The organism is Paenibacillus sp. GQ49 (assembly GCF_059759055.1).
The window spans coordinates 313,504-337,415 of the sequence record NZ_JCAXEL010000002.1 but is presented as its reverse complement, the minus strand read 5'-3'; the positions used below and the strand labels follow the sequence as shown (position 1 = coordinate 337,415).

Here is a 23,912-nt window from a genome sequence, read left to right as displayed (position 1 = left end):
CGTTTAATGACGTCAAATGAAAGTCAACGTTTTCGTTACAGTGAAGCTCCGGTCTGGGATTGGCAGAGAGCTTATTATGAACAGAAGGGGCTACAAGCTTGGACAGAGAACCAAGTCCCTCAATATATTACGAGTAATCCGATGATTGCCACGGCGTATGCAGAGATGATTTTTGGCTTTCTTCAGGACTTTTCGAACAAAGGAAAGATCAGTGAGACCGTAACCATTCTTGAACTTGGAGCGGGTGTAGGGCGTTTGGCACATCAAATTCTCCTGAAACTGCTTGAGTTAAAGGAATTTGCTGGAATACAGTTACCGCCTTTCAGATATGTGATGACGGATCTGGTAGCGGAGAATGTACTGGGTTGGCAGGAGCATCCATCCATGCAATCCTTTATTCAACAAGGTATCGTGGATTTTGCACGTTTTGACGCTGTAGAGGATACAGAATTGAATCTGGTCGTTGCAGGCACGGTTATACGGCCCGGTGATCTGCAACAGCCGTTGTTGTTAATTGCCAATTACTTTTTTGACAGCATTCCGCAGGAATTAATCTATATTGGGGATGGCGATATCTATGAGTGCGATCTGCTTGTACAATCTCCGGATCGTTGTCTTGATCTTGAGCCCGCTGAGATGCTGAAGAATATGACGCTGAGTTATGAGTATCGCCGAGCACCGGAATACAGTGCGGATAACTATCCGTATCAGGAGCTTATCACATTGTACAAAGAGGAACTGGAGGATTCGCACATTCTGTTCCCTGCAATCGGGTTGTCCTGTCTCGAACGGTTGAACAAGCTGTCACAGTCAGGTTATGTGTTGATTACCGCTGATAAAGGGGATCATCGCCTGGATAACTGGAAGTTCGCAGAGCCACCTGAATTTGTTCTTCATGGGAGTTTTTCTTTAACGGCTAACTACCATGCCATTCAATATGTTTTGGAACAACAGGGCGCCCATACACGATTCACAACACATCATTATAAAGATCTGAATGTTGGATGCATGTTGATGGTGGAGGAACCCATCAGTTATGTGAATACACGTCTCGCCTACCATCGATTTGTTGAACGTTTTGGACCGGATGACTTTTTCAGCATGAAACAATGGGTAGACTCTCGAATAGAGAGTATGGAGTTAAAGCATATTTTACCGTTTTGGCGTCTGGGTGGATATGATGCGGAGTTCTTGATTCACAGTGCTACCCACATTTCCAGTCTTCTTCCTGATGCAAGTGATGAGGAAATGCTTGATATTCAGTCTGGTATTCATACGATGTGGTCGTCCTACTATGTGATGGAGCAGCAAGGAGGTCTCGCATTTCTGGCAGGGCAGCTATTATATGAGATGTACATGTATGAGGATGCAAAACGGTTTCTGGAGATATCATTGGTTGCAGATCCGAGTAACCATAATCCAGCCGTCTTATACGATTTGGCTGTGTGCTGTTATGAACTTGAACTGGAAGAAGAAACCCTGTCATATACGCATAAAGTGTTGGCTTTGGAACCTGATCATGAAGAGGCAGCAGCGTTGCTCCAGAGTTTCGAGTTGATCTGAACGGAACAATTTTAGTTTGTCTCCTGTATGTATGTTGGATGTAATTGGTAATATTTATATAAAAATTGAAACCTTTAATTGAACTTCATCGTATTAATGGGATATTCAACCAATCATTTCTATAGTACATAAAGGAGACAGAGCTATGAAGAAAATGTTATCCGTTGCATTATATCCACTTGCTTGGGTGCTGGGGGCACTGAGTATCTTATCTGGAAATGCAAACAGTGTCCTATTGGTGAAAGATATCGCTACAGATCGAAGCTATGATGGGCAGGCTATATATGATAGTATTGAACATAGAAATGCCTAACTACATATCATTGAACTGTAAAGGTAATTGTGTTGTCGAGTAATAACATGAGAACCAATTACTCTTGAAGCGAAGTACGATGAGCAGGAGTTCTGTCCGTACAATCTTTAAGCCGGTTTCGTACCTTATTCAGGTATGAACCGGCTTTTATTTATGAATGGGGGATACCAGATGAAGATTATTATTGGACAACCGAGGTTCGAACAGGATTTGTTGCAACTTGAAGCCGAACTCAAGCAACATCCTGATGCAGAAGTAGTATTCTTTCCTGAAGGTTATCTGAACCAGAATGTCGAAGACGCTTGCCGCCTGGCGGCTGAATATGGAACCATGATTGTATCAGGTCATCGCAGGTTGGACGAACGTCCAAAGGACCGATCGATTATCATCAGTAAGGCTGGAGAGATTGTATTGGAGAAAGCTAAATATACACCTGCTGAGACGGCTCAGGAACAGGGTTGGGTAATAAGCACTTTGTTGTGTGATGAGCTGGTCCTGCAAGGATTTCGCAACGAGAATATAGGAAATGTGGACATTGTGATGCATTCCATTGGTGTGGGCATGTTCAGTGAAGAGCAGTACAGTGAGTGGGTTGAAGAGGCTCGGCAGATCGCCATCCAGCATCAATGTATTGTCATGGGGGCTAGCCATGCGGATGGTTCGTACCGTGATAACGGGATCTCCATTCCAATCGCTTATTGTATAACTCCTGATGGAGAGGTTGTTCTGGCATCCCGAAGTGATACACGTACTCGTACAATCCTTCTGGACAGAGGAAATACAGACCCTTCACCTCAGGAGTCACAAGAAAAACAACTGAAAATCTCCATCGACCCATCTGGTTAGGTTACCGGGCATGAATCCTAGATGAATGGGCTGTTGAACTTGCCAATTCGCCCGGTCACTTGCACGGAATACGCATATGTTATGGCATACCTTGAAATTCAAAGGAGGCCAATCAAAATGAGTCAAGTTGGATACGGTTGTTGTAATGCTGGTGGCGGATGGACTTCTACAAGTGCAATTCTCGTACTGTTCATTCTGCTCGTAATCATCACAAAATCTTTCTGGCTGTAAGTCACGTGTAGAAACGTGCAAACAGTGGCTCCGCTGAGACTTCAGCGGGGCTTTTCCTGTTTATAAGAAGCAACATATGCCCTCCAATACATTTGACAACTGAAAACAATGTGCTTAAAATCACATAAGAGACTATTAACAGAGATTGAAGGGATAGCAATGCCGTTTATTCGCTTTAAAGGATTCACAGGTCCTCAGCTAGAGGAAGTTGTACCCCAAATTACAGAGCAGATGGCCCTAATTACTCATATTCCAAGGGAGAGAATGAAGGCAGAGCGTCATGATGTCCAAGCGCTAACACCTTCTCCGGCTTCTATAGAGATTCTGATGTTTCAACGTGACCAGGAGATTCATAATCGGATTGCATCGTCGGTGCAAGCTATTTTGGAAGAAGCATACATGCCGGATGTGCATATTTTCTTCAATATATTGTCACCTAATTTGTATTATAAAAAAGGCAAGCCGCTGACAGATTATCGATTGGATTGAGATTGTGAGGGACGAGCAGAATGTTGCTCGTCTCTTTTGCTTTACATATTTTTCGTATGTTTACCAATGGGCTGGTTCCTGTGAACCCTGCTCAACGATAATGAGCATATCGCAGACACAATAAACAAGGCTCCGCCGATAAGATATACCCATCGAACGCCCAGTTGATCGGCGACTAGACTAAAGATGACTATGGATGCACTCATAACCGTGGATATCAGGACGTCATGAGTGGTGTATACCTTGGTTAGAGATTCGACAGGTACACTGTTCTGAAGCGCTGTCTGCTGAGCCACATCACGAATCTGATTAACTGGACCCATGAGTATGCATAACACCAGAGCGAGCCAGGGCAGGTTGTTTAGACCATAAACGACGGTCAGCAGGCTCAAGAGAAGAGAACCCATGGTCATGCTAGCGATTAGATGCTTCTGAACACGTTTGGCCAGTGCAAGAGCCAGAATACCTCCAAGCATGGTTCCAGCAGCGTAACTCGAGTTCATGAGTCCCCACCAACCTTCTCCTCGTCCCAGAGATTCTTTTGCAAAGGCCAGCGTAACAGCTCCGATCCAGATGGAACCCGCAAGAGCCAGGGCAATGTCCACAAGCGTAATCAGTCGTAATGATGGATTGTTCCAAAGTATACTCCAGCCGTCCCTCAATACATTCCGCGATACAGCAGATCTCTGAGGTTGTTCTACATTCCGTGTGAGCGAGCCCATGGCAATCATGAAGATCAGAACGGCCCAGGACAGGCTTGTAGCTGCCCAGAAGGTCTGTGACGCCCCCCAGTTCATCACGGCGAATCCCGTCATGGCGTAACCGACAATGGTTACAGTCTGATTGGAGAAAGATAGTAGGCTATTTGCTTTCACAAGGTCTTCTCCTTGAACCAATCGTGGCGTTAAAGCATTCAGTAACGGAGTTTCCCATCCGTCCAATAAGGAAAGTATGACCACTCCGAGCAATAGAAGCGGCATTTGTGAAATCAAGTGATTCAACGAAATGGCTATACAGGTCATGATGAATGTTTTGGTTATGGAAATGCTGATCAATAGTCTGGAGAATGGGAAACGGTTCACAAGTAATGGCAAAGTGAGACCTGCTATTATGCGTGCAATGATCTGAATAAGTGGAAACATTGCAGCAGAGAGTATCGATCCAGTGAGACCGTATATAAATGTAGTAATGACCATGATATATATGACATTAATAAGCGAGAGCAGCGTTTTGGCGGCCCAGTACGGATAAAATGCGATGTTCATGCCAATGATGTCCTTTCCGAAACGATATATCTATATTACGGGCATTGTCATCATTGCACCACAAACAAAGTTATCATTTTCCCGTCATTTCATCACAAAAAAACTGCCCAACAGGGCAGTCATCTTCTAATGCCTGTAATTCATGCCATAGCGAGTGTGAAGGCGATAAGTAACATCAGCAGGCTGGTCGTTCTGACCATAGTCATATAAGGTCTGCTGGGTTCGGCTTCACCCCGGGAAATCCAGCCATAGCGCAGATACCAGCCGAATTTTGGGAAACAGAGATTGATGATACAGAGTACCATGAATATAAAAAAGAGGGTTCTCATACCCATCTTCCTTTCTCACTTCTTACATAACGGATCTTATCTTAACGTTTGCGTCTGGTAAAAAAGACTACAATCAAAATAATAATGATGATAATTAACAGAAATTTCATGTATGTTCCTCCTGATGAGTTGTTAGATTATTGTGGAATGTTAGTTATCAACTATTACCCAAGAAACACATGACTTGAATAACTGTGTTACAATTATAATATATTGGTTTTATATCAACACATACCATTCGGTTAGTTGTATCTTCATATAAAGTACGAAAACAGAATATACAAACAGTAACGTGTATGAGATGAAGGAGGAAGGCATGAGCCAACATAATCAACTCCCATTACAATGGGAATTTATCATCTCGAAAGTGAAATCCTCCGTGACAGTGGTCGATGCTACCTTGCCTGAGCTTCCGCTCATGTATGTAAACGAACACTTTACCCGGCTGACAGGATACACGTATGAAGAGTCTGTCGGACACAATTGCCGATTTTTGCAAGGGCAGGATACAGACTCCGAAACGGTAATGCAGATTCGTGATGCATTAAAGAAACAACAATCCATTAAGATTGATATTTTAAATTATACAAAAAGTGGTCAGAAGTTCTGGAACGAACTGAATATTGATCCGATCTTTAATGAATCCGGAGAGTGTTTATATTTTGTAGGCATTCAATACGATATTTCAGAACGAAAGTATGCTGAACAGCAATTGAAGTTTGCCACTTCCATGGCTGAGATGAACAGCAGAGGGCAATTGGAATTCATCGGCAAGCTGAATCACGAGCTTCGTACCCCGCTTAACGGCATTATGGGCATGATCGAACTTGCCGGTATGGGTGAAACTACGGATGAACAGAAAGAATATCTGGAGTTAGCACGTCAATCAGGTGAGGCGCTACTTAATATCATTAACAATAGCCTGGATATGGCGAAACTGGGCAGAGGCAAAATGGATGTTGAAAACATTGAGTTTCAACCTCTGAAGCTGATTCAACAGATTGTAAAGACACATGAGCCTGCGGCACGGAATAAACACATACGTCTGCTCTGTCATGCTGATCTGAATGTTCCTGATGTGCTTATCGGTGATCCGCTAAGACTTCGGCAGGTACTGGATAATTTACTGAGTAATGCGATCAAGTTTACAGAACAAGGTGAAGTGCTGTTACAGGTGGATGTGGGGCAACAACTGATGGATACCGTTGTATTGGTATTCTCTGTGCGTGATACGGGGATTGGCATTCCTCAGCATCAGATCGAACAATTGTTTGATGCATTTACTCAGACCGACATCTCCCATGCGCGCCGATTTGGTGGAAGCGGTCTTGGTCTGACCATCTGCAAAGAACTGCTGGAACTGATGAATGGTCAGATTTCGGTGGAGAGTACAGAGGGGAAAGGCACACAGTTTGAGGTGATACTGCCCTTGCTGCGCCAACAGGCCATTCCCAATGTAGGATAATCAAACAAGCAGGACAGCCGGGCGGTCTCGGCTGTTTTTTTATTGTATTGGATTGTTTTACGAACGGGCGTTCTGTTATAATGCAAGTGTTGAATGGGGGAGACACAGCATGAGTAAGAGACGCACAAGAAGAAAACGTAAAGGCATGCAAGGTTTCAAAAAGCAGGTTCTGACGCTGGTAGCGATGCTGCTGGTAGCCCTCTATGCCTGGGCAGGGGGCGAATGGCCGGAGGAGATACCTAATCCATTCGTAGGGACTAATAAGAGTGTAGACCATACCATTACGTTCCCTTCAGAGCGTTATCCCGAAACGGCCAACCATATTAAAGCTGCTATCAAGGCAGGGCATTCGGATGTATGCACCATTGATCGTAATGGAGCGGAAGGCAATCGGGATTTATCCCTTAAAGGTGTTCCGGTCAAAAAAGGTAAGGATCGTGACGAGTGGCCCATGGCGATGTGCGCTGAGGGAGGAACAGGTGCAGATATCCAGTACATTACCCCGAAAGATAATCGTGGTGCAGGTTCATGGGTAGGGAATCAGTTAAGTACATATCCGGATGGAACACGAGTGAAGTTTGTAGTGAAGTAACAACAGGATATGGTTGGGCAGAAACAAGGATAGTCAGTCCTTTGTTGTGAGGTCAGTGGCAGCGTGCTACAGGATAAGTAGAAGAGAAAAACCAGACGTGTATGCGTCTGGTTTTTTGGTATAAAGTGCTGGCATCAATGGATCTAGTTAAAGTATCTATACGCGAACTGGAGTTTCAAGGATTACAGGGCCGACTAAACGAGTTGCATTCCGCTTAAATGATGAGACCGGATGCTTAACAGACGCGTAACATGTTCGACCTCATCAAACGGTATCCACAGACTGCCGTGAACCGTACGTAAGGAGAGAATGGATGTATCAGCGGTACGCTCGGGAAATCCGGTTACCGTCTGACCGCTTGTATTACGAACCATGATCTGTTGCTTGCGCCGGATGGCAATTTCTACCTCTTTTTTCATAAGTCATTGCTCCTGATTATGAGATGTTAAATCCATATGTCAATGTTTTCAATGGTTAATTTGTCTTCTTTATCTAGTCTATCAGAACTAGGTATAGATTTCCAGAAGAGAAATCAACAATCTTCTAGGTGATTTGTCTTAGCTGTGGATGATCCGTTTTTGAATGGGGATTACGGGGTTATATTAGGGTAAAAGGAGGGGAACGGAATGACAAAATTGATCATTGGGCTGGCCCGTACCGAGAACGAGGCTATATTGATGCTGAATAAGGTCAAAGAGGAAGGGATCAAGGATAAATATTTAGGAGCGGTGGCGAAGGAGCAGCTTAATCTGGAGCTGGTGAGCGAAAAGACGGGGCTGCCCAAACCTTTGAAGGGTGCCGGAACAGATGGTGCCTTTGGCGCTCTGAAAGGCATATTGGCTGGTCTGGGGAAGCGAATGGATCAGACGATGTCGATCGGAAATGCAGTGCGCAGACTCGCTGGTAATGAGATTGGGAGTGAGACCGATGATTTGGTGCTTACACTGACTGAAGCGGGAATCTCGGAGGAGGATGCGCGGTATTACGAAGATTGGCTGTTAAAGGACCATATCTTGGTTATCGTGGAGTGCAGTGAGGAAGAAGCTGCTCGTGTTCGACCTATTTTACTTTTTTAGTTTAATTTAAGGCTGATTTTAGGTTTCTTTAATGTTGGGGAGGTATTCTTATCTCACACCTCCCTTAATATAGATTGGTTTACCGGAAGTCCGAGACCGCAACTCGGACTTTCTAGGCACTGTGAGCTGACGCTTGCAGTGCCTGTTTCATTTATATAAGTTGAACTAAAGATTATTTACACTGGCACTCCGATGACAGAATAACTTCTAATCGCTGTTATCCCCAGATTTTTTCGATTCCCTTTTCTCAAGGGAAAATCCGGTGATAGCGTATGCTTCCGATGTAGCTTTCTTTCAGAAAGCTTTTAGGCGAACGCTTCGCTTTTTCAGTTTTTTCTGTCCTCTCCGTTATCGTGTAAATCATTAGTTAAAGTTATATAGTTAGATTATTTTCAATAAAAGTGTTGCAAAGTTAATTAGTTCATGGTAAGATATTTCTTGTCGCCAAGAAATAATATCCATGCCGGGGTGGCGGAATTGGCAGACGCACAGGACTTAAAATCCTGCGGTAGGTGACTACCGTACCGGTTCGATCCCGGTCCTCGGCATCTTAAAAAAAAAGATCGTATGACGCTTGTTAATCAAGCTGCATACGATCTTTTTTTGTGCCCTTTAATATGATTGTCACTTCATTGCAGACCACATCACCATGCAGCTCATAAACATAAACCCTGCATAATACATATCAGAAGATACATTTATCTGACTTTTATGAAGAGACGGGACAATGGTGTATACTATCCGTAGGCATATATTACCTTTACCTTGCTGAACGATATAGGTTCAACTACACATTTACACGATAACGGAGAGGACAGCTGTTATTCTGTCATCGGAGTGCCAGTGTAAATAAACATATTTGAACTTATGTAGAGTCACAAAACCAATAAAACAATCTTATGGACGGAGGACTCAAGTTTATGTTGAAACAGCTTAAGCCATACAAGGTGTTACAGGAGCGCAGAATTGAAGAATTGAAATCGGATGCGTATCTGTTGGAGCACCAGAAATCCGGGGCCAAAATTGTGCTTTTGTCCAATCAGGACGACAACAAAGTATTCAGTATTGGTTTCCGCACACCTCCGGAAGATGATACAGGGGTAGCCCATATCCTCGAACACTCCGTGCTCTGTGGGTCCAAGAAATTTCCGGCCAAGGATTCTTTTGTTGAGTTGCTGAAAGGTTCATTGAATACATTCCTTAACGCCATGACGTATCCCGATAAGACGATCTATCCGATCGCGAGTCGTAATGATCATGACTTCCATAACCTGATGGATATTTACCTGGATGCAGTATTGAATACAAATATTTATGAGAATGAAAAGATATTTCTACAAGAGGGCTGGAACTACAACCTGACCTCTGCCGACGATGAGTTAACCTACAACGGAGTTGTATATAACGAGATGAAGGGTGCCTTTTCATCACCGGAACGAATGGTGCGCAGAGAAGTGCTGAACTCCCTTTTCCCGAATACTACATACTCCTCCGAGTCTGGCGGATTCCCGGAAGCTATTCTGGATCTAACGTATCAGGGGCTGCTGGATTTCCACACGAGATACTATCATCCTTCCAACAGTTACATCTATCTCTACGGGGATATGGATATGGAAGAGAAGCTGCAATGGCTCGATGAGAATTATCTGAGCGCATATGATCGAATCGAGATTGATTCGGCCATTCAACTTCAACCTGCCTTTGCAGAACGGGTAGACACGGTTAAGACTTACTCTGCGGGAAGTACGGAATCGGAAGTGGATAACAGCTTTTTGACCTATAACGCGGTGATCGGCACAAGTCTGGACAAGGAACTGAACATTTCGTTTCAAATTCTTTTATACGCACTGCTGAACGCTCCGGGAGCGGTACTGAAGCAGGCGTTGCTGGATAAAGGAATTGCGAAGGATGTCTACGGTTCGTATGATGACAGCCTGTATCAGCCTGTATTCACTGTGGGATTGAAGAAGAGCAATCTGTCTAGCAAAGAGGATTTCCTGGGAACGGTCAAAGAAGTGCTTGAGCGTGTGGTAAAAGAAGGTTTTGCTCCTAAAGCGCTCCTTGCAGGAATTAACTCGTATGAGTTCAATCACAGAGAAGCGGACTATGGCAGAATGCCGAAAGGTCTGATCTACGGATTCTCCTCCTTGCAAAGCTGGTTGTACGATGAGGAAGCACCTTTCACCCATTTGGAAGCAAATGATGTATTTGCTGAGCTGCGGACAAAAATGAACGAAGGTTACTTCGAGCAACTGATTGAGAAATATATTTTGCAGAACACACATACTTCTTTTGTGGCGCTTACCCCGGATAAGGGGCTGAACTCACGCAAGGAGGAAGCGTTGAAAGCACGTCTGAAAACCATTCAGGCCGGTCTTAGTGAGGAAGAAGTCCAGACGTTGATTCAGAAAACGGAAGCACTCGCCGAGTATCAGAATACACCTTCAACCAAAGAGCAGCAGCAGGTTATTCCGACGTTATCGATTGAAGATATTGAACCGAAGTCCTCTACGTTGCATCAAACGATGAACCAGGTCGACGGCACAACCATCCTTCATCATAACCTTTACACCAACGGAATTGGTTATCTGAGACTGCTGTTTGATATCAAAGAAGTACCACGTCATCTCCTGCCGTATGCAGGATTGCTCAAGAATGTATTGGGTTACGTGGACACTCAAAACTACTCGTTCAATGAACTGTCCAATGAAATCCATATCCATTCAGGCGGTATTCATAGCGGGATTGGATCTTATGCTAATGCGCATAAGCACAATGAATTCAAGGCGACCTATGAGTTCAACGCAAAAGTGTTGTATGACAAGCTTGGATTTGCCTTTGATATGATCAAAGAAATTGTGTTCACATCCCGATTCGACAATTCGAAGCGATTGTATGAGATCATCTCTCAGATGAAAGGTAATCTGCAACGTAATCTGATCAATAGTGGACACTCTGCGGGAATTGGTCGGTCTTCGTCCAAACATTCAGCGGTTGCGGATTTCAGAGAAGCGGTGAGTGGTATCGCGTTTTACCAGTGGTTAGAGGATCTTCAGGCGAATTTTGAGGCTAGAAAAGAAGAGTTATCTTCCCGTCTGCAAGAGTTGACTGGGTATATTTTCAGACCGGAGAACTTGCTTGTCAGTTATACTGCCGATGAGCAGGGATATGAAGGACTGGAACAACAGGTATCTGATCTGAAAGCGAAGCTGTTCACACATGAGGTTGCCAAGGAAGCATTCTCCTTCTCACCTGCAACTCATAAAGAAGGATTCCGATCCCCTTCGGAGGTGCAGTACGTGGTGCAAACGGGCAATTATATCAACAAAGGATATCAATACACCGGTTCACTACGGGTCTTGCAGGGAATCCTGTCTCTGGATTACTTGTGGACGAATATCCGCGCCAAAGGCGGAGCTTATGGCTGTATGTCAGGATTCAGACGGAACGGAGACAGCTACGTTGCATCGTATCGTGATCCAAATCTCGATAAAACGTACAAAATATATGAAGAGATACCTCAATATTTGACCGATTTCCGGGCAGACGAGCGGGAAATGACACGTTATATCATTGGTGCGATTCAGGATCTCGATACGCCGAGAACGCCTTATGGAGAAGGAGCTTTCTCCCTCGAGTGTTATCTGTCAAATGTGACTGAAGCGGATCTGCAACAGGAACGTGACGAAGTGTTAAACACGAAGGAAAGCGACATTATCGGTTTTGCTGAGCTTTTATCGGCTATACTTGAACAGCAACAGCGCTGCGTGATCGGTAATGAGAACAAGATTGAGGAACAGAAGCAAATGTTTGACGAGACGCTGGATTTAATTAAAAACTAAGCGTTAGTCTCGTTTATTCCACGGTCCAATAAGCGTCAAAGCAAAAGGCACTTTTATGAGCTGGTTTCAACAGCTTATAGAGGTGCCTTTTCTAATGGGGAGGAACTATCTCCATCCCATATGATATGAGAATGTGTGACGCGCTGCGTTGTTCAAGTGACAGCGAGCATGTTGTATATTTTCAAGGTCCGCAGATCTTCCTTTGAGATTTTTAATTCATTATATAACTCCTGATTCTCGGGCAGCGGGGTTCTGGAGAATAACATTTTTAGCGCGATCGGCATGAAAGGTCTGAAGGAGACACCCGCCATCAGTCCCCACTTTTTCTCCGATTCCTGAAAAGACGCCAAAATATTAATATATAGGTTCTCGAGCGGCGTGGCCTGATTTTTCAAAATCAGGGTGGTGAGTGTGTCATAATGCTCGGTGTGGCCCCAATACATATTCTCGCACTCTTGATAGTTCTCAAAATCCTTCACATTCATATACATCACGGTGCGATAACGGTTGGCATCCGATTGAGCCATCATGTCAATGACACAACGAATGAGACTGTTGTTACGCCCATCATAGAAGTAGGAATAGAAACGAGTGGAGTTCTTGAAAAAGCTGGACGGGACCGCATTCATCAGGGGAGAAGCATGTCTTGGCTCTTGGTACAAGAGTTGCTCCACCTGGATGTTGAGTGCGTTCGCAATATGATGTAACGTGACCAGATCAAGTGTAATATCTCCGCTCTCATACTTGGACAGAGTACCCTTGCTCTTGAAGATCTGATCCGCAAGCTGTTGAATGGTCAGTCCCCGCCACTTCCGAAAGTTTCGTATTTTCTTGCCAACTTCCTGATTGATATTGTTCATAACCGGTTCTCCTTATGCCAATGTTTCTTGAGAGTACGTGAAAATGATGAAAGTCATTCATAAAAATGATGTTATATGAGAAATATATCACTTTTTCATCGAAATACCTATTTTGAAGAAACAATAAACTTCATTTGTTTCGTCAGAATAGATTGTATTACATTTGATGCAATTCCTGCGTCATGAAATAATAGATGTAATACGACATGAAACGACAATGAAAAAGTAAAGCAGATAGAGGAGCAGAAGCTATGAAATATGACTTTGATGAGATTATTGATCGCACAGGAACAAATGCCATGAATACGGATGGTTTCCGTCAATATATTTTTAACGCCACAGAGGACATGACTTTTCCATTTAAGGACGAAGAATTCATTCGCTTGTGGATTGCAGATATGGAGTTCGCGACACCTCCCGAGATTCTGGATGCAGTCAAGCAGCGTCTGGACCGTAGAATTATGGGTTACTCCCAAGTGTTTGATCCGGCATACTATGAAGCTGTTTCGAATTGGATGAAGAGATACTATGACTGGTCCTTCCCAAAGGAGCATTTGGAGACCTCAAACGGGATCATCCCCGCTTTATATGAACTGGTGGAATATATCTGTCAATCGGATGAGAAAGTACTGATTGTGACCCCGTCTTATGGTTTCTTCAAGTCAGCTGCGGAGCATAACAATCTTGAACTGGTATGTTCAGATATGATCAACGAGCAGGGGCGTTACTCGATTGATTTTGAGGATTTTGAAGCCAAGGCCAAGGATGAGAAGGTAACGGTATGTATTTTCTGCAACCCCCATAATCCATCTGGACGCGTCTGGACAGCAGAAGAGTTACAACGTGTGGGTGAGATCTGTCTGAGGAACAATGTATGGATTATTTCGGATGAAATTCACTGTGATCTGCTGCGGACAGGCAAAAGACATACGCCACTCGCAAAGCTGTTTCCGGATACGGATCGAATCATTACATGCATGTCCCCGAGCAAAACATTCAACATGGCTGGTCTGATGTTCTCCAATGTCATCATCCCGAATAAGGCACTTCGAGACATCTGGCAGGCACGCCATTATGGTTTCAAAAACCCTCTGAGTATTGCTGCCACGCAAGCGGCTTACGAAACGGGTGATGAATGGCTGAAACAATTAAAAGGTTATCTAGACGCCAATTTTGCCTGCGTAGAACAGTATGTGAAGCAGCATCTGCCACTGGCCGTCTTTCACATCCCGGAAGCCACGTATCTGGCCTGGATTGATATCTCGGCATATGCTCCCCAAAATGTAAGTTTACCTTTATTCTTCGCGGAGCAAGCGGGTGTGTTGCTCGAAGATGGTCATATGTTTGTAGCCAATGGTGAGGGTTGTATTCGGTTGAATCTGGCTTGTCCGCGTTCTGTCCTTCAGGAAGGATTACGGAGAATCAGCAGTGTGCTTGTGAAAGAAGTCGAAGAGGTACCTGTTCAAGTATAAAGTCATCAAGTCATCACGCAATAACGTGGTGACTTTTTCGGATGAGTATACGGATTGCAGTAAGAACAAGGTTAATTTTGAGGTGAACTTATACCCTGATGCGCAATTCTGGTCTGCTGTCCCCGGTTATGTTAAAATGGTGGATAGTCTATGAGTTGCATGACATGCGGCTCTCAGAAGGAAGAGCCCAGTAGCTGGGCTGCACGAAACTGCATTCATCAGGGGAAAGGAGCCTATACATATGTTTGGAAACGATTGGGACAAGGTGCTTCAGGAAGAGACGGAAGCCGACTATTTTAACAAGATTCGTTACACTCTCGCCGCCGAGTACAAAACGCAGACGGTCTTTCCGCCCAAAGAAGACCTGTTCTCCGCACTAAAGCTGACACCATATCATCAGGTTAAGGCTGTTATTATTGGACAGGACCCTTATCACGGAGCGGGACAGGCTCATGGATTAAGCTTTTCGGTTAGACCCGGGGTACGCGTACCGCCTTCTCTGAAAAATATATATAAGGAACTTCATGCCGATCTGGACCTGCCCATTCCGAATCATGGATCTCTCGTTCATTGGGCACAGCAGGGAGTCCTGCTATTAAATGCGGTTCTGACGGTCCGTGAAGGTCAGCCGAACTCCCATCAGGCACTGGGCTGGCAGACGTTTACGGATGCTGTCATTCGTGCGCTGAATGAACGTTCAGAGCCAATGGTATATATGCTGTGGGGCAGTCATGCCCAGAAGAAAGGTGCTTTTATTAACAGGGACAAGCACCTGGTACTGGAGTCTACACATCCCAGTCCGCTGGCTGCGCATCGTGGATTCCTCGGCAGTCGCCCCTTTTCCAAAGCCAATGACTTCTTGACCTCCAAAGGTATTGAACCGATCGATTGGACTATACCTGAAAACGATATAAGTTGAACTAATCATTTACACAATAACGGAGAGGACAGAAAAAACCTGAAAAAGCGAAGCGTTCGCCTTTATACCCGGATTTTTCCCTTCGGAAAAGGAAATCGAAAAAATCTGGGGATAACAGCGATTGGAAGGTTGTTCTGTCATCGTAGTGCCTGTGTAAATAATCTGTAGTCAACTTATATAGACAGATGGAGGTGAGAACATTGCGACATTGGATAGGACGAAAAGTAGCGGTATATCGTGCAACAGGCATACGGGAGCCATTAAAGGGAACGCTGGTCGAGTGGGATGAAGAAGCGGAATGTGTACGAATCGGACCGAAACGGATTAAGGTATCGTTTGACAATATCGCAATGATCAGACCTCTTCCCGAAGAGAGTCTTCCCTTAAAGAAAGCACGTTCTGAAGTGCACAAGGTTGGATATGTGATGAAAAAGGCGATTCAGTTCGAAAATGCGATCTATTTCAAGTCACAGGTGATGATCTGGCGCCGGGCCAAAATTGTAGCATTATCCACGACGATTCTGCGTCATGACGAGGATCAGGTTGAACTTGCAGATGGTCGGGTTCTTCGTAAAGACAAGCATATGTTTGTCGTACGTTCACGCCGTGGGATACGTTAGTTATTCGAAGATTTAATATTCATTTCATGCAAAGATCATACGGATTTAATGTTTGGTCTGTATATTAGGTAGTAACAACCCCTTCTAAATAGATGTGTATTGCAATGGGAGCCCGACCGGCTGCAAACGGTCGGGTTTTTTTGTCCATTGGTTCTGTTAACCTGTTGTACATACCCATAACATTCATGTTATATATTATTAAAATAGATCATGAGAAGGAGTGAAACCCAATGAAACGTATAGCTGTTTTTGCAGGCTCCAATCCGGGAAATCACCCCGATTATACAGAGAAGGCTGTTCAACTGGGCAAACAGATTGCTGATAGCGGTTATGCACTGGTCTATGGTGGTTCTTGCATGGGCTTGATGGGTGCAGTAGCCGATGCTGCTCTTGAGCAAGGGGGAGAAGTAATCGGGGTAATGCCTACCGGATTGTTCCGGGGCGAGGTTGTTCACGGAGGGCTCACACAACTGATTGAAGTGGGAACTATGCATGAACGGAAGGCTACAATGGCCGAATTATCCGATGGATTCATTGCCCTTCCCGGAGGCATGGGCACATTTGAAGAACTATTCGAGGTACTGTGCTGGGCACAGATCGGTATTCATCGTAAGCCTGTCGGTTTATTGAATGTCAACGGATATTATGGACCGCTGATGAAGATGGTAGAACATAGCGTACAGGAAGGATTCTCCAACACTTCGCATCTCAGTCTGTGGAGTCTGGAATCTGATCCGGCTGAACTGATCAAACAAATGTCATCCTATATTCCTGTAGAGTTGACTCAGAAGTGGTCACAACTCAACGGGAAATGAGGGAGAATTTTCGATCTGCCCAAGCAAGTTGCGCTATCGGACATAGTCTATAGTGTACTTCGATGAAGAGGGGAGTGTCACTGATGAGCGAACTCAAAGGTACAGGTTACGGATATTGCGGAGGCTTCGGTGGTGGAGCATGGACATCGACAGGTGCAATTCTGGTATTGTTCATTCTGTTGGTTATTATCTCTCGCACATTCATTCTGTAATTCGGTCAGTATCCCGGGACGGGGATCACGCTGCAGAGGCAGCGCCCGAATAAAAATGACCTTTCCAAAGAGACGTCGGTATATGCCGGCGTTTCAGGGGAACGGTTTTTTGACGTTTCCAGCATACGTTGAGTGATTGAAAAAGCAAAAACCTGCCCCTGAATAAGGTCAGAAGCAGGAGAGAGCCTCCTGAGCCAATAGCTGCACAACAAGCAGTTTACACCACAACAGCAGTTTGATCCGGATTACCTAACGATTTCCAGGCGATATATAGCCCGATGGCGGCTGCAATTAAGGAGAGTATTGCTGCAACAATAGCCAGCTGATCCAGTGTGTTGGGTGAACTGGAGTTAAAGGAACGCTGATTAGCCGTCTTGCCGGATTTGTTTTTGATATGGACAGATGCTCTGGAATGCCTGGAAGCCGACTGTAATTGGGATGTGCGAGGGCGCATAGGTGTCGATTTTTTCTTTGAGGAGTTCAATAGTCAACCTCCTTATAACGGAGTGCAGTGCTTCCATCGTTCATACTATGTTATGTCGATTTTCAGATTGAGTTCGCAAAAATGAGTGAATCCCCAGCCCGTTAGATGTTGGGCCCGGTCGCTAGTATTAGCGAAACAGGCAACCCATTATACGCTCTGTTAATACAGTTCTAACAAACCGTGTTTATAGTGAGGATCATAGAGTGAAGCTTGAATACAGGAGGCGCTGGAATGAGGAACGTGGAGATTATTGCCCACCGCGGTGCATCTGCCGTATGCCCGGAGAACACGATGAGTGCTTTTGAACGGAGTCTGGAGCTTGGAGCAACAGGGATTGAAACCGACGTGCAGATGACGAGTGATGGCAGACTGGTACTGATTCATGATGAGACGTTAAGCCGAACTGGTGGCGCAGATGGCTGGGTTAAGGATACGACTTACGATGAATTGCGCACACGGGATGCCGGGTCCTGGTTCCATGCTGATTTTGCCGGCGAACGTATTCCTTCTCTGGAGGAGTTATTTAAGCTGGTACAGGGGAAAGGAACCCTGCTTAATCTGGAATTGAAAAATGGTATTGTGAGTTATAAGGGGATGGAAGAGAAGGTCATACAAGCGATCCGGGACTGGAATCTGGAGCAACAGGTTGTGCTGTCGAGCTTCAATCATGCTTCGCTTGTGAGATGTAAACGTCTTGCCCCGGAGATTCGTACAGCACTTCTATATATGGAAAAGTTATATCGTCCCTATGATTATGCCGCCAAACTCGAAGCTACCGGCCTTCATCCCTACAAGCTGGCAGTCACACAAGAAGATGTTGCTGCTGCATTGGCACATGGCGTTGTTACCTATCCATTTACGGTGAATGATCCTGCCGAGATGCAGGCCATGATTGACATGGGTGTGCAAGGGATCATTACCGATGTTCCGGATGTCCTGGCATCCTTACTTACGGTATATGCCCGTTAAATGAGTCTGTATTTTACATGTTTTACATATGCAATGATAAGGCTGTGTTCGAGCTTTTTGGCTCTTGCGCAGCCTTTTTGGGTGTAAAATTGTGTGCAAATCTTCATATATGCAATAAACATGTCCTATTTGTCCATTGCCAGAGTCCGTGGATTCACTTACAATGGTCTATGGGAATGAGAATCAATATCATTAAAGTTCGGTATTTATAGAGAGGTGATTGTTATGTACATAGGTTTGAGCAGCTCCACTCATAACGAGGGTGGGCGCGTATGAGTTCACAAGCTTCACCAGAAAAACATAATCCGGATTCACCCACAGCGAAGATACACACTCGTCCGTGGGCAGCCACACTTATTCTTACAGGGGGAGTTTTGCTACTCGCTCTGGGTATGGCTTTGTCCATTTCTTTTGGGGCTGCTGATATTAAGCTTAGTGTAGTCTGGAAGGCTATCTTTGATTTCAATCCTGAATTGACTCCACATCAGATCATATGGGAGATTCGGTTGCCACGTATTCTTGGAGGAGCAATGGTAGGTGCATGTTTCGCTGTAGCTGGAGCGATCATGCAGGGCATGACTCGTAACCCGCTGGCCGATTCAGGTCTGCTTGGGTTAAATGCGGGAGCTGGATTTGCACTGGCAGTTTGTTTTGCCTTCTTCCCTGGCTTGCCATTTATGTATATCATCATGTATTCCTTCCTTGGAGCAGGGCTTGGTGTCCTGTTGGTGTATGGTTTTGGTGCAGCTTCCAAATCAGGTCTTACACCACTACGCCTTGTGCTTGCAGGTGCTGCTGTATCAGCGATGTTGTCGGCACTCAGTGAAGGGATTGCATTATATTTCAGAATTGGACAAGATCTGGCTTTCTGGACGGCCGGTGGTGTAGCCGGAACGAAGTGGTCTCAACTTGAGGTCATGTTCCCATGGGTACTCGCGGCACTGATCGCAGGTCTTCTCATCTCCCGTTCCATTACTCTGCTTAGTCTCGGAGAAGATATTGCGGTGGGCTTGGGGCAACGTACGGGGTTGATCAAGCTCATCGGCCTGATTGTTGTGCTGATTCTCGCGGGTACGGCTGTGTCTGTGGTGGGTGCGGTCGGTTTTGTTGGACTCATTATTCCCCATCTCACACGGAAGCTGGTTGGGGTCGATTATCGCTGGATTATTCCATGTTCCGCTGTGATGGGCAGTTTGCTGCTTGTATTTGCGGATCTGGCTGCACGTATGATTAACCCGCCGTACGAGACGCCAATTGGCGCATTGGTTGCCCTCATCGGGGTACCATTCTTCCTGTATCTGGCACGTAAAGAAAGGAGGACTCTGTAACGATGGAATCCTCAACAATAGTTGGAGCAGAGCGCAAGAAGAGAACCAAGAGTACGATTGTCCTCATTGTGCTTGCCCTATTAATTATTACGGCTTTTGTGGTGAGTATGAACACAGGTTTTACCAAGCTTTCGCCGCTTGAGGTGTTGCGAACCCTGTTTGGCGGAGGCACGGCGAAACAGGAATTGATCCTGTTTGAATTCCGTCTGCCACGTATTGTGATTTCGGTGCTGGTCGGGGCCGGACTTGCGTTATCTGGTTGTATTTTGCAGGGAGTATCTCGGAATGCGCTGGCAGATCCGGGGATCCTCGGGATTAATGCAGGTGCTGGTCTGGTCGTCATGTTATTTGTTTCCTTTTTCCCGACCACGACAGCGGCTCCGGTATTTCTTTTGCCAATTCTGGCCCTGATCGGTTCCGGTTTTGCTGCATTTCTGATCTACATTCTCTCTTACAAAAAAGGAGAGGGCATCCTGCCTACGCGTATGTTGCTTACGGGGATCGGGGTAGCAGCGGGAATCAGTTCTGCCATGATCGTGCTTACGTTACGGCTTAGTCCGGAAAAGTATCAATTTGTAGCTACCTGGATGGCAGGCAGCATCTGGGGTTCGAACTGGAAATTTGTAACGGCATTGCTACCGTTTCTTATTATTCTTGTCCCGCTTGTTCTGTATAAGGCACGTGTATTGAACGTACTGAATCTGGGGGACCAGACGGCAAGCGGACTCGGGACTCCGGTTGAGCGTGAGCGACTGATTTTGCTTGCGGCTGCTGTAGGACTTGCCGGCTCATGTGTATCTGTGAGTGGGGGGATCGGTTTTGTAGGTCTGATCGGACCGCATTTGGCACGTCGTCTGGTGGGTCCAAAACATCAATTCCTGTTACCCGCATCTGCACTGATCGGTTCATTGCTTGTACTGGTTGCAGATACGCTGGGCCGTGTCATCCTGCAGCCTTCGGAGATTCCTGCGGGGATCCTGGTTGCCATTATTGGTGCGCCATACTTCCTGTATCTCTTAAGCAAGACGAAATAGAACGTAATCATCATTGTGTGGTTGCATAAGGAGGACTTCAGTCCATGCTTCGCCGTTTCTTTGCCTATTACAGGCCTTACAAAAAGCTCTTTATTCTTGACTTCAGTTGTGCGATTTTAGTCGCCCTGCTGGAGCTGGCTTTTCCACTGGCGGTCAACCGGGTAGTCGATGATCTGCTGCCAGGCGGACGCTGGGACTGGATTCTATGGGCGTGTCTGGCATTGCTCGGCATCTACTTATTGAATTCATTCCTGAACTTCGTGGTTACCTATTGGGGACACAAGTTGGGCATTAACATCGAGACGGATATGCGTAAAAGTCTGTTTAATCATGTGCAGAAGTTGTCGTTCCGTTTCTTTGATAATACAAAAACAGGACATCTCGTGTCCCGCATGACTAACGATCTGATGGATATCGGTGAGATTGCCCATCATGGTCCAGAGGATGTATTTATCGCGGTCATGACGCTAATTGGTGCATTCAGCATCATGATGAGTATTAACGGAAATCTGGCGGTGTTAACCTTTATCATCGTACCGCTGATTATCTATCTGTCGCTCTACTTTGGTAGCAAAATGTCCAAGGCATTCAGCCGAATGTTTGGAGATATTGCGGACTTCAACGCTCGTGTAGAGAACAATATTACAGGTATCCGTGTTGTTCAGGCTTTTGCTAATGAAGAGCATGAAAAAGCACAATTCGCTGTGAACAACGGTCGTTTCCGTCAGACCAAGCTAATCGCATACAAAATCATGGCTTGGAACTCTTCTGTCAGTTATATGCTGATGAAGCTGGTATCCCTCTTTGTCCTGGTATGCGGAACATGGTTTGTCATTCAAGGCAGTATGACCTACGGTCAGTTCATTGCGTTTATTATGCTGTCCAATGTGTTCCTGACACCAATTCAGAAGATCAACTCGGTTATCGAGACGTATCCAAAAGGGATTGCAGGCTTCAAACGTTATACGGAGCTGCTTGATATGGAACCGGATGTGGAAGATCGTCCAGGAGCCGTTACGGTATCCCATTTGCGTGGGGATATTCGTTATGAGCAAGTGACGTTTGGTTATTCGGATCAGGAGCCTGTGCTCAAAGGTATTGATCTAAACGTGCGTGCAGGTGAAACCGTAGCGCTTGTCGGTCCATCGGGGGCAGGTAAAACAACGCTATGCAGTCTGCTGCCACGGTTCTATGATGTGCTGGAAGGTCGCATCACGATCGATGGGCAGGAGATACAGGGTATGACACTGGACTCCTTACGTAGTCATATCGGAATTGTACAACAGGACGTGTTCCTCTTCGATGGAAGCATTCGGGAGAACATTGCCTACGGCAAGCTGGATGCATCCGAAGAAGAAATCTGGATGGCCGCTAGACGTGCCCAGATGGAACCTTTGATTCAATCGATGCCGGAAGGATTGGATACGTTAATTGGTGAACGCGGTGTGAAGCTGTCCGGTGGACAGAAACAGCGTTTATCTATTGCCCGTATGTTCCTGAAAAACCCGCCAATTCTGATCCTGGACGAAGCCACATCCGCGCTGGATACAGAAACGGAAGCGGCGATTCAGCAATCCCTTGCTGAACTGTCAGAGGGCCGAACCACACTGGTTATTGCTCACCGATTGGCTACGATCAAGAATGCAGACCGCATTATTGTCGTTGCTGAACAAGGCATTACGGAGCAGGGACGTCATGAAGAATTACTCGCAGCAGGTGGGGTATATAGCCGTCTGCACTATGCGCAGTTTGGTGCGTAACCTGTTCGATGTGGATGTAACAATGTAAAATGAAATGTAAATATGAGAAGTAACGCCATCGTTCTTGACTTGGAAGGAGTCAGGACGGTGGCGTTTTTTTCTTTTTCATAATCAATTGTGGGTCAGGGGTACTGTGCTCATATCTGCCTGTGATCATGGATGTGGAATCGGGTAATATAGTAAAGAGAACACTCAACGTGTAAGATATGTTCATCATCTTGCAAGATATAGGAGGTACACGATATGCAGTTGAGCGATATGCTGAAAATTCTTATAACCTGTCTATTATTTATTCTGATTTGGTGGCTTCTGACTCAAGGGATTCGCAAAATTTCCAGAAGTCGTGCGGGGTCCGGTTTCCAACGCTGGGGTGGATGGTCCATTGGACTTTTCATTGTTGGCGCCGTGCCACTCGGTTTTTCGCTATACACAGAGATCTTTGATAAGCGCCTGGATGCCAACATCGGGTTGGGGCTTGCCATGTTTTTTGTATGGGCTTATTGTGTGATCTTGTTGTGTTCGGCGTTGGTGGTCTGGGGAAGGTACGTGTACAAAAGGGATATGAAGAAGTGAATATTTGGGTTGATCGTGCTGAGCCCGTCAGGAAGTTAAGGGTGAGCTGACAGCTGTATTTGTAACAATAAACTGATATGGAACGTTAATTTTAGAAAGAGGTGTTATTAAAGGGGGATTTACATATGTCCAATCTTCGTCGAGTCCTCATATTGCTCTCAATCCTAATCGTATGCCTTACTGGATGTTCAGGACATATCGAGTGTAACTCCGTGCAGACTCAAGCGAGTGCACCAAGTGAAGATGGATTCACTGGTTATGTGGTTGATCGTAAAGACGATTCCATTCTTGTGGTTGATCCTGCATATGAGGATTTCAGTGCGAACGGAGGAGGAAGTCGGTATTATCCGGCAAAATGGTTCTCCAATGCGCCTGATCCACAGATCGGCTCCTATGTTGAAGTCTGGACGGATGGAGGCCCGGAAAATCAACCCTATCCTGGGCAGGCCAGAGCAGAAAAGATAGCGGTATCTTGTCCAGTGGCACCGGATGTTGCGCATATGACGGATGCGGATGCGATTCGTAGTGGACTTCTTTCACCTGATGCAGAGAACATCCGTGTTCCAGTCATTGAGGACAAGCGGTTTGATGCAGATTCAGGGACATGGACCCTTCTTATGCGAGATGCGATGACAGCGAATGAAGGGCAAGTAGTTCATGTGACCGTGAAGGATGAGGAGAAAGTTAAGACACAAGGCGGAGAATAAGGGGTTCATAGCTTTATGATGGTGGAAGAACGCGCGTTGCACATGAATATGATTCAAATTGAAAGAAGTGACACGGATTGATTCATTGCACAATATCATGATTTTTGAAACGCCTGTAAGTTCCCTCGCTGTCCATCATGTATTATGA

At 45.4% G+C, this 23,912-nt stretch carries 25 protein-coding genes and 1 tRNA gene; 21 read left to right on the top strand and 5 right to left on the bottom strand.

The window, feature by feature from the left end; all coding sequences use genetic code 11:
- Positions 1–6 precede the first annotated feature (6 nt).
- The 5 genes from AC6CIF_RS06140 to AC6CIF_RS06120 all read left to right on the top strand — a co-directional run bounded on the left by AC6CIF_RS06140 (position 7) and on the right by AC6CIF_RS06120 (position 3,442).
- Positions 7–1,563, top strand: a complete 1,557-nt coding sequence (locus AC6CIF_RS06140) for a tetratricopeptide repeat protein (protein ID WP_498198535.1) — start codon at positions 7–9, stop codon at positions 1,561–1,563.
- 145 nt (positions 1,564–1,708) lie between these two features.
- A complete protein-coding gene (locus AC6CIF_RS06135) occupies positions 1,709–1,876 on the top strand; it encodes a hypothetical protein (RefSeq protein ID WP_498198534.1) in 168 nt (55 codons plus the stop codon).
- A 171-nt stretch (positions 1,877–2,047) separates the two neighbouring features.
- Positions 2,048–2,722 carry a hypothetical protein gene (locus AC6CIF_RS06130; RefSeq protein ID WP_498198532.1) on the top strand — a complete coding sequence of 225 codons (675 nt, stop codon included), beginning with the start codon at positions 2,048–2,050 and terminating at the stop codon, positions 2,720–2,722.
- A 117-nt stretch (positions 2,723–2,839) separates the two neighbouring features.
- The gene (locus AC6CIF_RS06125) at positions 2,840–2,953 is read left to right on the top strand and encodes a YjcZ family sporulation protein (RefSeq protein ID WP_082219140.1); all 114 of its coding nucleotides are present in this window, start codon (positions 2,840–2,842) and stop codon (positions 2,951–2,953) included.
- 159 nt (positions 2,954–3,112) lie between these two features.
- On the top strand, positions 3,113–3,442 hold the full coding sequence (locus tag AC6CIF_RS06120; protein WP_498198531.1) for a DUF1904 family protein: 330 nt from the start codon (positions 3,113–3,115) through the stop codon (positions 3,440–3,442).
- A gap of 41 nt (positions 3,443–3,483) precedes the next feature.
- Here the strand turns inward: AC6CIF_RS06120 and AC6CIF_RS06115 are convergent, their stop codons facing one another.
- Positions 3,484–4,707: an MFS transporter gene (locus AC6CIF_RS06115; RefSeq protein WP_498198529.1), complete on the bottom strand. Its 1,224-nt coding sequence runs from the start codon at positions 4,705–4,707 to the stop codon at positions 3,484–3,486.
- 140 nt (positions 4,708–4,847) lie between these two features.
- Positions 4,848–5,036, bottom strand: a complete 189-nt coding sequence (locus AC6CIF_RS06110; RefSeq protein WP_051447369.1) for a DUF6199 family natural product biosynthesis protein — start codon at positions 5,034–5,036, stop codon at positions 4,848–4,850.
- Positions 5,037–5,352: 316 nt separating this feature from the next.
- Here AC6CIF_RS06110 and AC6CIF_RS06105 point away from each other — a divergent pair, with 316 nt between their 5' ends.
- Positions 5,353–6,501 carry a sensor histidine kinase gene (locus tag AC6CIF_RS06105; RefSeq protein ID WP_498198527.1) on the top strand — a complete coding sequence of 383 codons (1,149 nt, stop codon included), beginning with the start codon at positions 5,353–5,355 and terminating at the stop codon, positions 6,499–6,501.
- A gap of 109 nt (positions 6,502–6,610) precedes the next feature.
- The gene (locus AC6CIF_RS06100) at positions 6,611–7,093 is read left to right on the top strand and encodes a NucA/NucB deoxyribonuclease domain-containing protein (protein WP_083657086.1); all 483 of its coding nucleotides are present in this window, start codon (positions 6,611–6,613) and stop codon (positions 7,091–7,093) included.
- Between the two features lie 194 nt (positions 7,094–7,287).
- Here AC6CIF_RS06100 and AC6CIF_RS06095 read toward each other — a convergent pair whose 3' ends face one another.
- Positions 7,288–7,512 carry a hypothetical protein gene (locus AC6CIF_RS06095; RefSeq protein WP_017687353.1) on the bottom strand — a complete coding sequence of 75 codons (225 nt, stop codon included), beginning with the start codon at positions 7,510–7,512 and terminating at the stop codon, positions 7,288–7,290.
- 207 nt (positions 7,513–7,719) lie between these two features.
- Here AC6CIF_RS06095 and AC6CIF_RS06090 point away from each other — a divergent pair, with 207 nt between their 5' ends.
- From AC6CIF_RS06090 to AC6CIF_RS06080, 3 genes are all read left to right on the top strand, one after another.
- Positions 7,720–8,169 carry a general stress protein gene (locus AC6CIF_RS06090; RefSeq protein WP_076211483.1) on the top strand — a complete coding sequence of 150 codons (450 nt, stop codon included), beginning with the start codon at positions 7,720–7,722 and terminating at the stop codon, positions 8,167–8,169.
- Positions 8,170–8,631: 462 nt separating this feature from the next.
- Positions 8,632–8,717, top strand: a tRNA-Leu gene (locus tag AC6CIF_RS06085).
- Positions 8,718–9,089: 372 nt separating this feature from the next.
- On the top strand, positions 9,090–12,011 hold the full coding sequence (locus AC6CIF_RS06080; protein WP_498198524.1) for an insulinase family protein: 2,922 nt from the start codon (positions 9,090–9,092) through the stop codon (positions 12,009–12,011).
- 152 nt (positions 12,012–12,163) lie between these two features.
- On the opposite strand, the gene AC6CIF_RS06075 is transcribed toward AC6CIF_RS06080, so the two are convergent.
- Positions 12,164–12,871: a helix-turn-helix domain-containing protein gene (locus tag AC6CIF_RS06075; protein ID WP_017687366.1), complete on the bottom strand. Its 708-nt coding sequence runs from the start codon at positions 12,869–12,871 to the stop codon at positions 12,164–12,166.
- Positions 12,872–13,122: 251 nt separating this feature from the next.
- Between AC6CIF_RS06075 and AC6CIF_RS06070 the strand changes: the two genes are divergently transcribed.
- The 5 genes from AC6CIF_RS06070 to AC6CIF_RS06050 all read left to right on the top strand — a co-directional run bounded on the left by AC6CIF_RS06070 (position 13,123) and on the right by AC6CIF_RS06050 (position 16,909).
- A complete protein-coding gene (locus AC6CIF_RS06070; RefSeq protein WP_498198522.1) occupies positions 13,123–14,343 on the top strand; it encodes a MalY/PatB family protein in 1,221 nt (406 codons plus the stop codon).
- 241 nt (positions 14,344–14,584) lie between these two features.
- Positions 14,585–15,262: a uracil-DNA glycosylase gene (ung, locus tag AC6CIF_RS06065; protein ID WP_498198520.1), complete on the top strand. Its 678-nt coding sequence runs from the start codon at positions 14,585–14,587 to the stop codon at positions 15,260–15,262.
- A 200-nt stretch (positions 15,263–15,462) separates the two neighbouring features.
- Complete coding sequence (locus tag AC6CIF_RS06060) at positions 15,463–15,882, top strand: hypothetical protein (protein WP_017687369.1); 420 nt, start codon at positions 15,463–15,465, stop codon at positions 15,880–15,882.
- A gap of 230 nt (positions 15,883–16,112) precedes the next feature.
- Positions 16,113–16,697, top strand: coding sequence for an LOG family protein (locus tag AC6CIF_RS06055; protein ID WP_498198518.1), 585 nt, complete (start codon positions 16,113–16,115; stop codon positions 16,695–16,697).
- An 83-nt stretch (positions 16,698–16,780) separates the two neighbouring features.
- Positions 16,781–16,909, top strand: coding sequence for a hypothetical protein (locus AC6CIF_RS06050; RefSeq protein WP_255319930.1), 129 nt, complete (start codon positions 16,781–16,783; stop codon positions 16,907–16,909).
- 217 nt (positions 16,910–17,126) lie between these two features.
- On the opposite strand, the gene AC6CIF_RS06045 is transcribed toward AC6CIF_RS06050, so the two are convergent.
- Positions 17,127–17,393, bottom strand: coding sequence for a hypothetical protein (locus AC6CIF_RS06045; RefSeq protein ID WP_498198517.1), 267 nt, complete (start codon positions 17,391–17,393; stop codon positions 17,127–17,129).
- Positions 17,394–17,624: 231 nt separating this feature from the next.
- Between AC6CIF_RS06045 and AC6CIF_RS06040 the strand changes: the two genes are divergently transcribed.
- From AC6CIF_RS06040 to AC6CIF_RS06015, 6 genes are all read left to right on the top strand, one after another.
- Positions 17,625–18,362 carry a glycerophosphodiester phosphodiesterase gene (locus tag AC6CIF_RS06040; RefSeq protein WP_498198515.1) on the top strand — a complete coding sequence of 246 codons (738 nt, stop codon included), beginning with the start codon at positions 17,625–17,627 and terminating at the stop codon, positions 18,360–18,362.
- Between the two features lie 272 nt (positions 18,363–18,634).
- Positions 18,635–19,690 (top strand): FecCD family ABC transporter permease, encoded by a 1,056-nt coding sequence (locus tag AC6CIF_RS06035; protein ID WP_036614761.1) that lies wholly within the window; start codon positions 18,635–18,637, stop codon positions 19,688–19,690.
- A gap of 2 nt (positions 19,691–19,692) precedes the next feature.
- Positions 19,693–20,724, top strand: a complete 1,032-nt coding sequence (locus AC6CIF_RS06030; protein ID WP_237174416.1) for a FecCD family ABC transporter permease — start codon at positions 19,693–19,695, stop codon at positions 20,722–20,724.
- Between the two features lie 44 nt (positions 20,725–20,768).
- Positions 20,769–22,484 (top strand): ABC transporter ATP-binding protein, encoded by a 1,716-nt coding sequence (locus AC6CIF_RS06025; RefSeq protein ID WP_498198513.1) that lies wholly within the window; start codon positions 20,769–20,771, stop codon positions 22,482–22,484.
- 243 nt (positions 22,485–22,727) lie between these two features.
- Positions 22,728–23,057: a hypothetical protein gene (locus AC6CIF_RS06020; RefSeq protein ID WP_498198512.1), complete on the top strand. Its 330-nt coding sequence runs from the start codon at positions 22,728–22,730 to the stop codon at positions 23,055–23,057.
- A 125-nt stretch (positions 23,058–23,182) separates the two neighbouring features.
- Positions 23,183–23,764: a DUF3221 domain-containing protein gene (locus tag AC6CIF_RS06015; protein WP_498198510.1), complete on the top strand. Its 582-nt coding sequence runs from the start codon at positions 23,183–23,185 to the stop codon at positions 23,762–23,764.
- Positions 23,765–23,912: the final 148 nt, after the last annotated feature.

What these genes read in the sequence shown, in the direction of transcription:
- AC6CIF_RS06130 (WP_498198532.1), top strand. Translation starts at nt 2,048, where the DNA reads ATGAAGATTATTATTGGACAACCGAGGTTCGAACAGGATTTGTTGCAA.
- AC6CIF_RS06055 (WP_498198518.1), top strand. Translation starts at nt 16,113, where the DNA reads ATGAAACGTATAGCTGTTTTTGCAGGCTCCAATCCGGGAAATCACCCC.
- AC6CIF_RS06015 (WP_498198510.1), top strand. Translation starts at nt 23,183, where the DNA reads ATGTCCAATCTTCGTCGAGTCCTCATATTGCTCTCAATCCTAATCGTA.
- AC6CIF_RS06090 (WP_076211483.1), top strand. Translation starts at nt 7,720, where the DNA reads ATGACAAAATTGATCATTGGGCTGGCCCGTACCGAGAACGAGGCTATA.
- AC6CIF_RS06020 (WP_498198512.1), top strand. Translation starts at nt 22,728, where the DNA reads ATGCAGTTGAGCGATATGCTGAAAATTCTTATAACCTGTCTATTATTT.
- AC6CIF_RS06135 (WP_498198534.1), top strand. Translation starts at nt 1,709, where the DNA reads ATGAAGAAAATGTTATCCGTTGCATTATATCCACTTGCTTGGGTGCTG.
- AC6CIF_RS06070 (WP_498198522.1), top strand. Translation starts at nt 13,123, where the DNA reads ATGAAATATGACTTTGATGAGATTATTGATCGCACAGGAACAAATGCC.
- AC6CIF_RS06105 (WP_498198527.1), top strand. Translation starts at nt 5,353, where the DNA reads ATGAGCCAACATAATCAACTCCCATTACAATGGGAATTTATCATCTCG.
- AC6CIF_RS06080 (WP_498198524.1), top strand. Translation starts at nt 9,090, where the DNA reads ATGTTGAAACAGCTTAAGCCATACAAGGTGTTACAGGAGCGCAGAATT.
- AC6CIF_RS06035 (WP_036614761.1), top strand. Translation starts at nt 18,635, where the DNA reads ATGAGTTCACAAGCTTCACCAGAAAAACATAATCCGGATTCACCCACA.
- AC6CIF_RS06140 (WP_498198535.1), top strand. Translation starts at nt 7, where the DNA reads ATGACGTCAAATGAAAGTCAACGTTTTCGTTACAGTGAAGCTCCGGTC.
- AC6CIF_RS06040 (WP_498198515.1), top strand. Translation starts at nt 17,625, where the DNA reads ATGAGGAACGTGGAGATTATTGCCCACCGCGGTGCATCTGCCGTATGC.
- AC6CIF_RS06115 (WP_498198529.1), bottom strand. Translation starts at nt 4,707, where the DNA reads ATGAACATCGCATTTTATCCGTACTGGGCCGCCAAAACGCTGCTCTCG.
- AC6CIF_RS06100 (WP_083657086.1), top strand. Translation starts at nt 6,611, where the DNA reads ATGAGTAAGAGACGCACAAGAAGAAAACGTAAAGGCATGCAAGGTTTC.
- AC6CIF_RS06125 (WP_082219140.1), top strand. Translation starts at nt 2,840, where the DNA reads ATGAGTCAAGTTGGATACGGTTGTTGTAATGCTGGTGGCGGATGGACT.
- AC6CIF_RS06095 (WP_017687353.1), bottom strand. Translation starts at nt 7,512, where the DNA reads ATGAAAAAAGAGGTAGAAATTGCCATCCGGCGCAAGCAACAGATCATG.
- AC6CIF_RS06110 (WP_051447369.1), bottom strand. Translation starts at nt 5,036, where the DNA reads ATGAGAACCCTCTTTTTTATATTCATGGTACTCTGTATCATCAATCTC.
- AC6CIF_RS06120 (WP_498198531.1), top strand. Translation starts at nt 3,113, where the DNA reads ATGCCGTTTATTCGCTTTAAAGGATTCACAGGTCCTCAGCTAGAGGAA.
- AC6CIF_RS06075 (WP_017687366.1), bottom strand. Translation starts at nt 12,871, where the DNA reads ATGAACAATATCAATCAGGAAGTTGGCAAGAAAATACGAAACTTTCGG.
- ung (WP_498198520.1), top strand. Translation starts at nt 14,585, where the DNA reads ATGTTTGGAAACGATTGGGACAAGGTGCTTCAGGAAGAGACGGAAGCC.
- AC6CIF_RS06025 (WP_498198513.1), top strand. Translation starts at nt 20,769, where the DNA reads ATGCTTCGCCGTTTCTTTGCCTATTACAGGCCTTACAAAAAGCTCTTT.
- AC6CIF_RS06050 (WP_255319930.1), top strand. Translation starts at nt 16,781, where the DNA reads ATGAGCGAACTCAAAGGTACAGGTTACGGATATTGCGGAGGCTTCGGT.
- AC6CIF_RS06030 (WP_237174416.1), top strand. Translation starts at nt 19,693, where the DNA reads ATGGAATCCTCAACAATAGTTGGAGCAGAGCGCAAGAAGAGAACCAAG.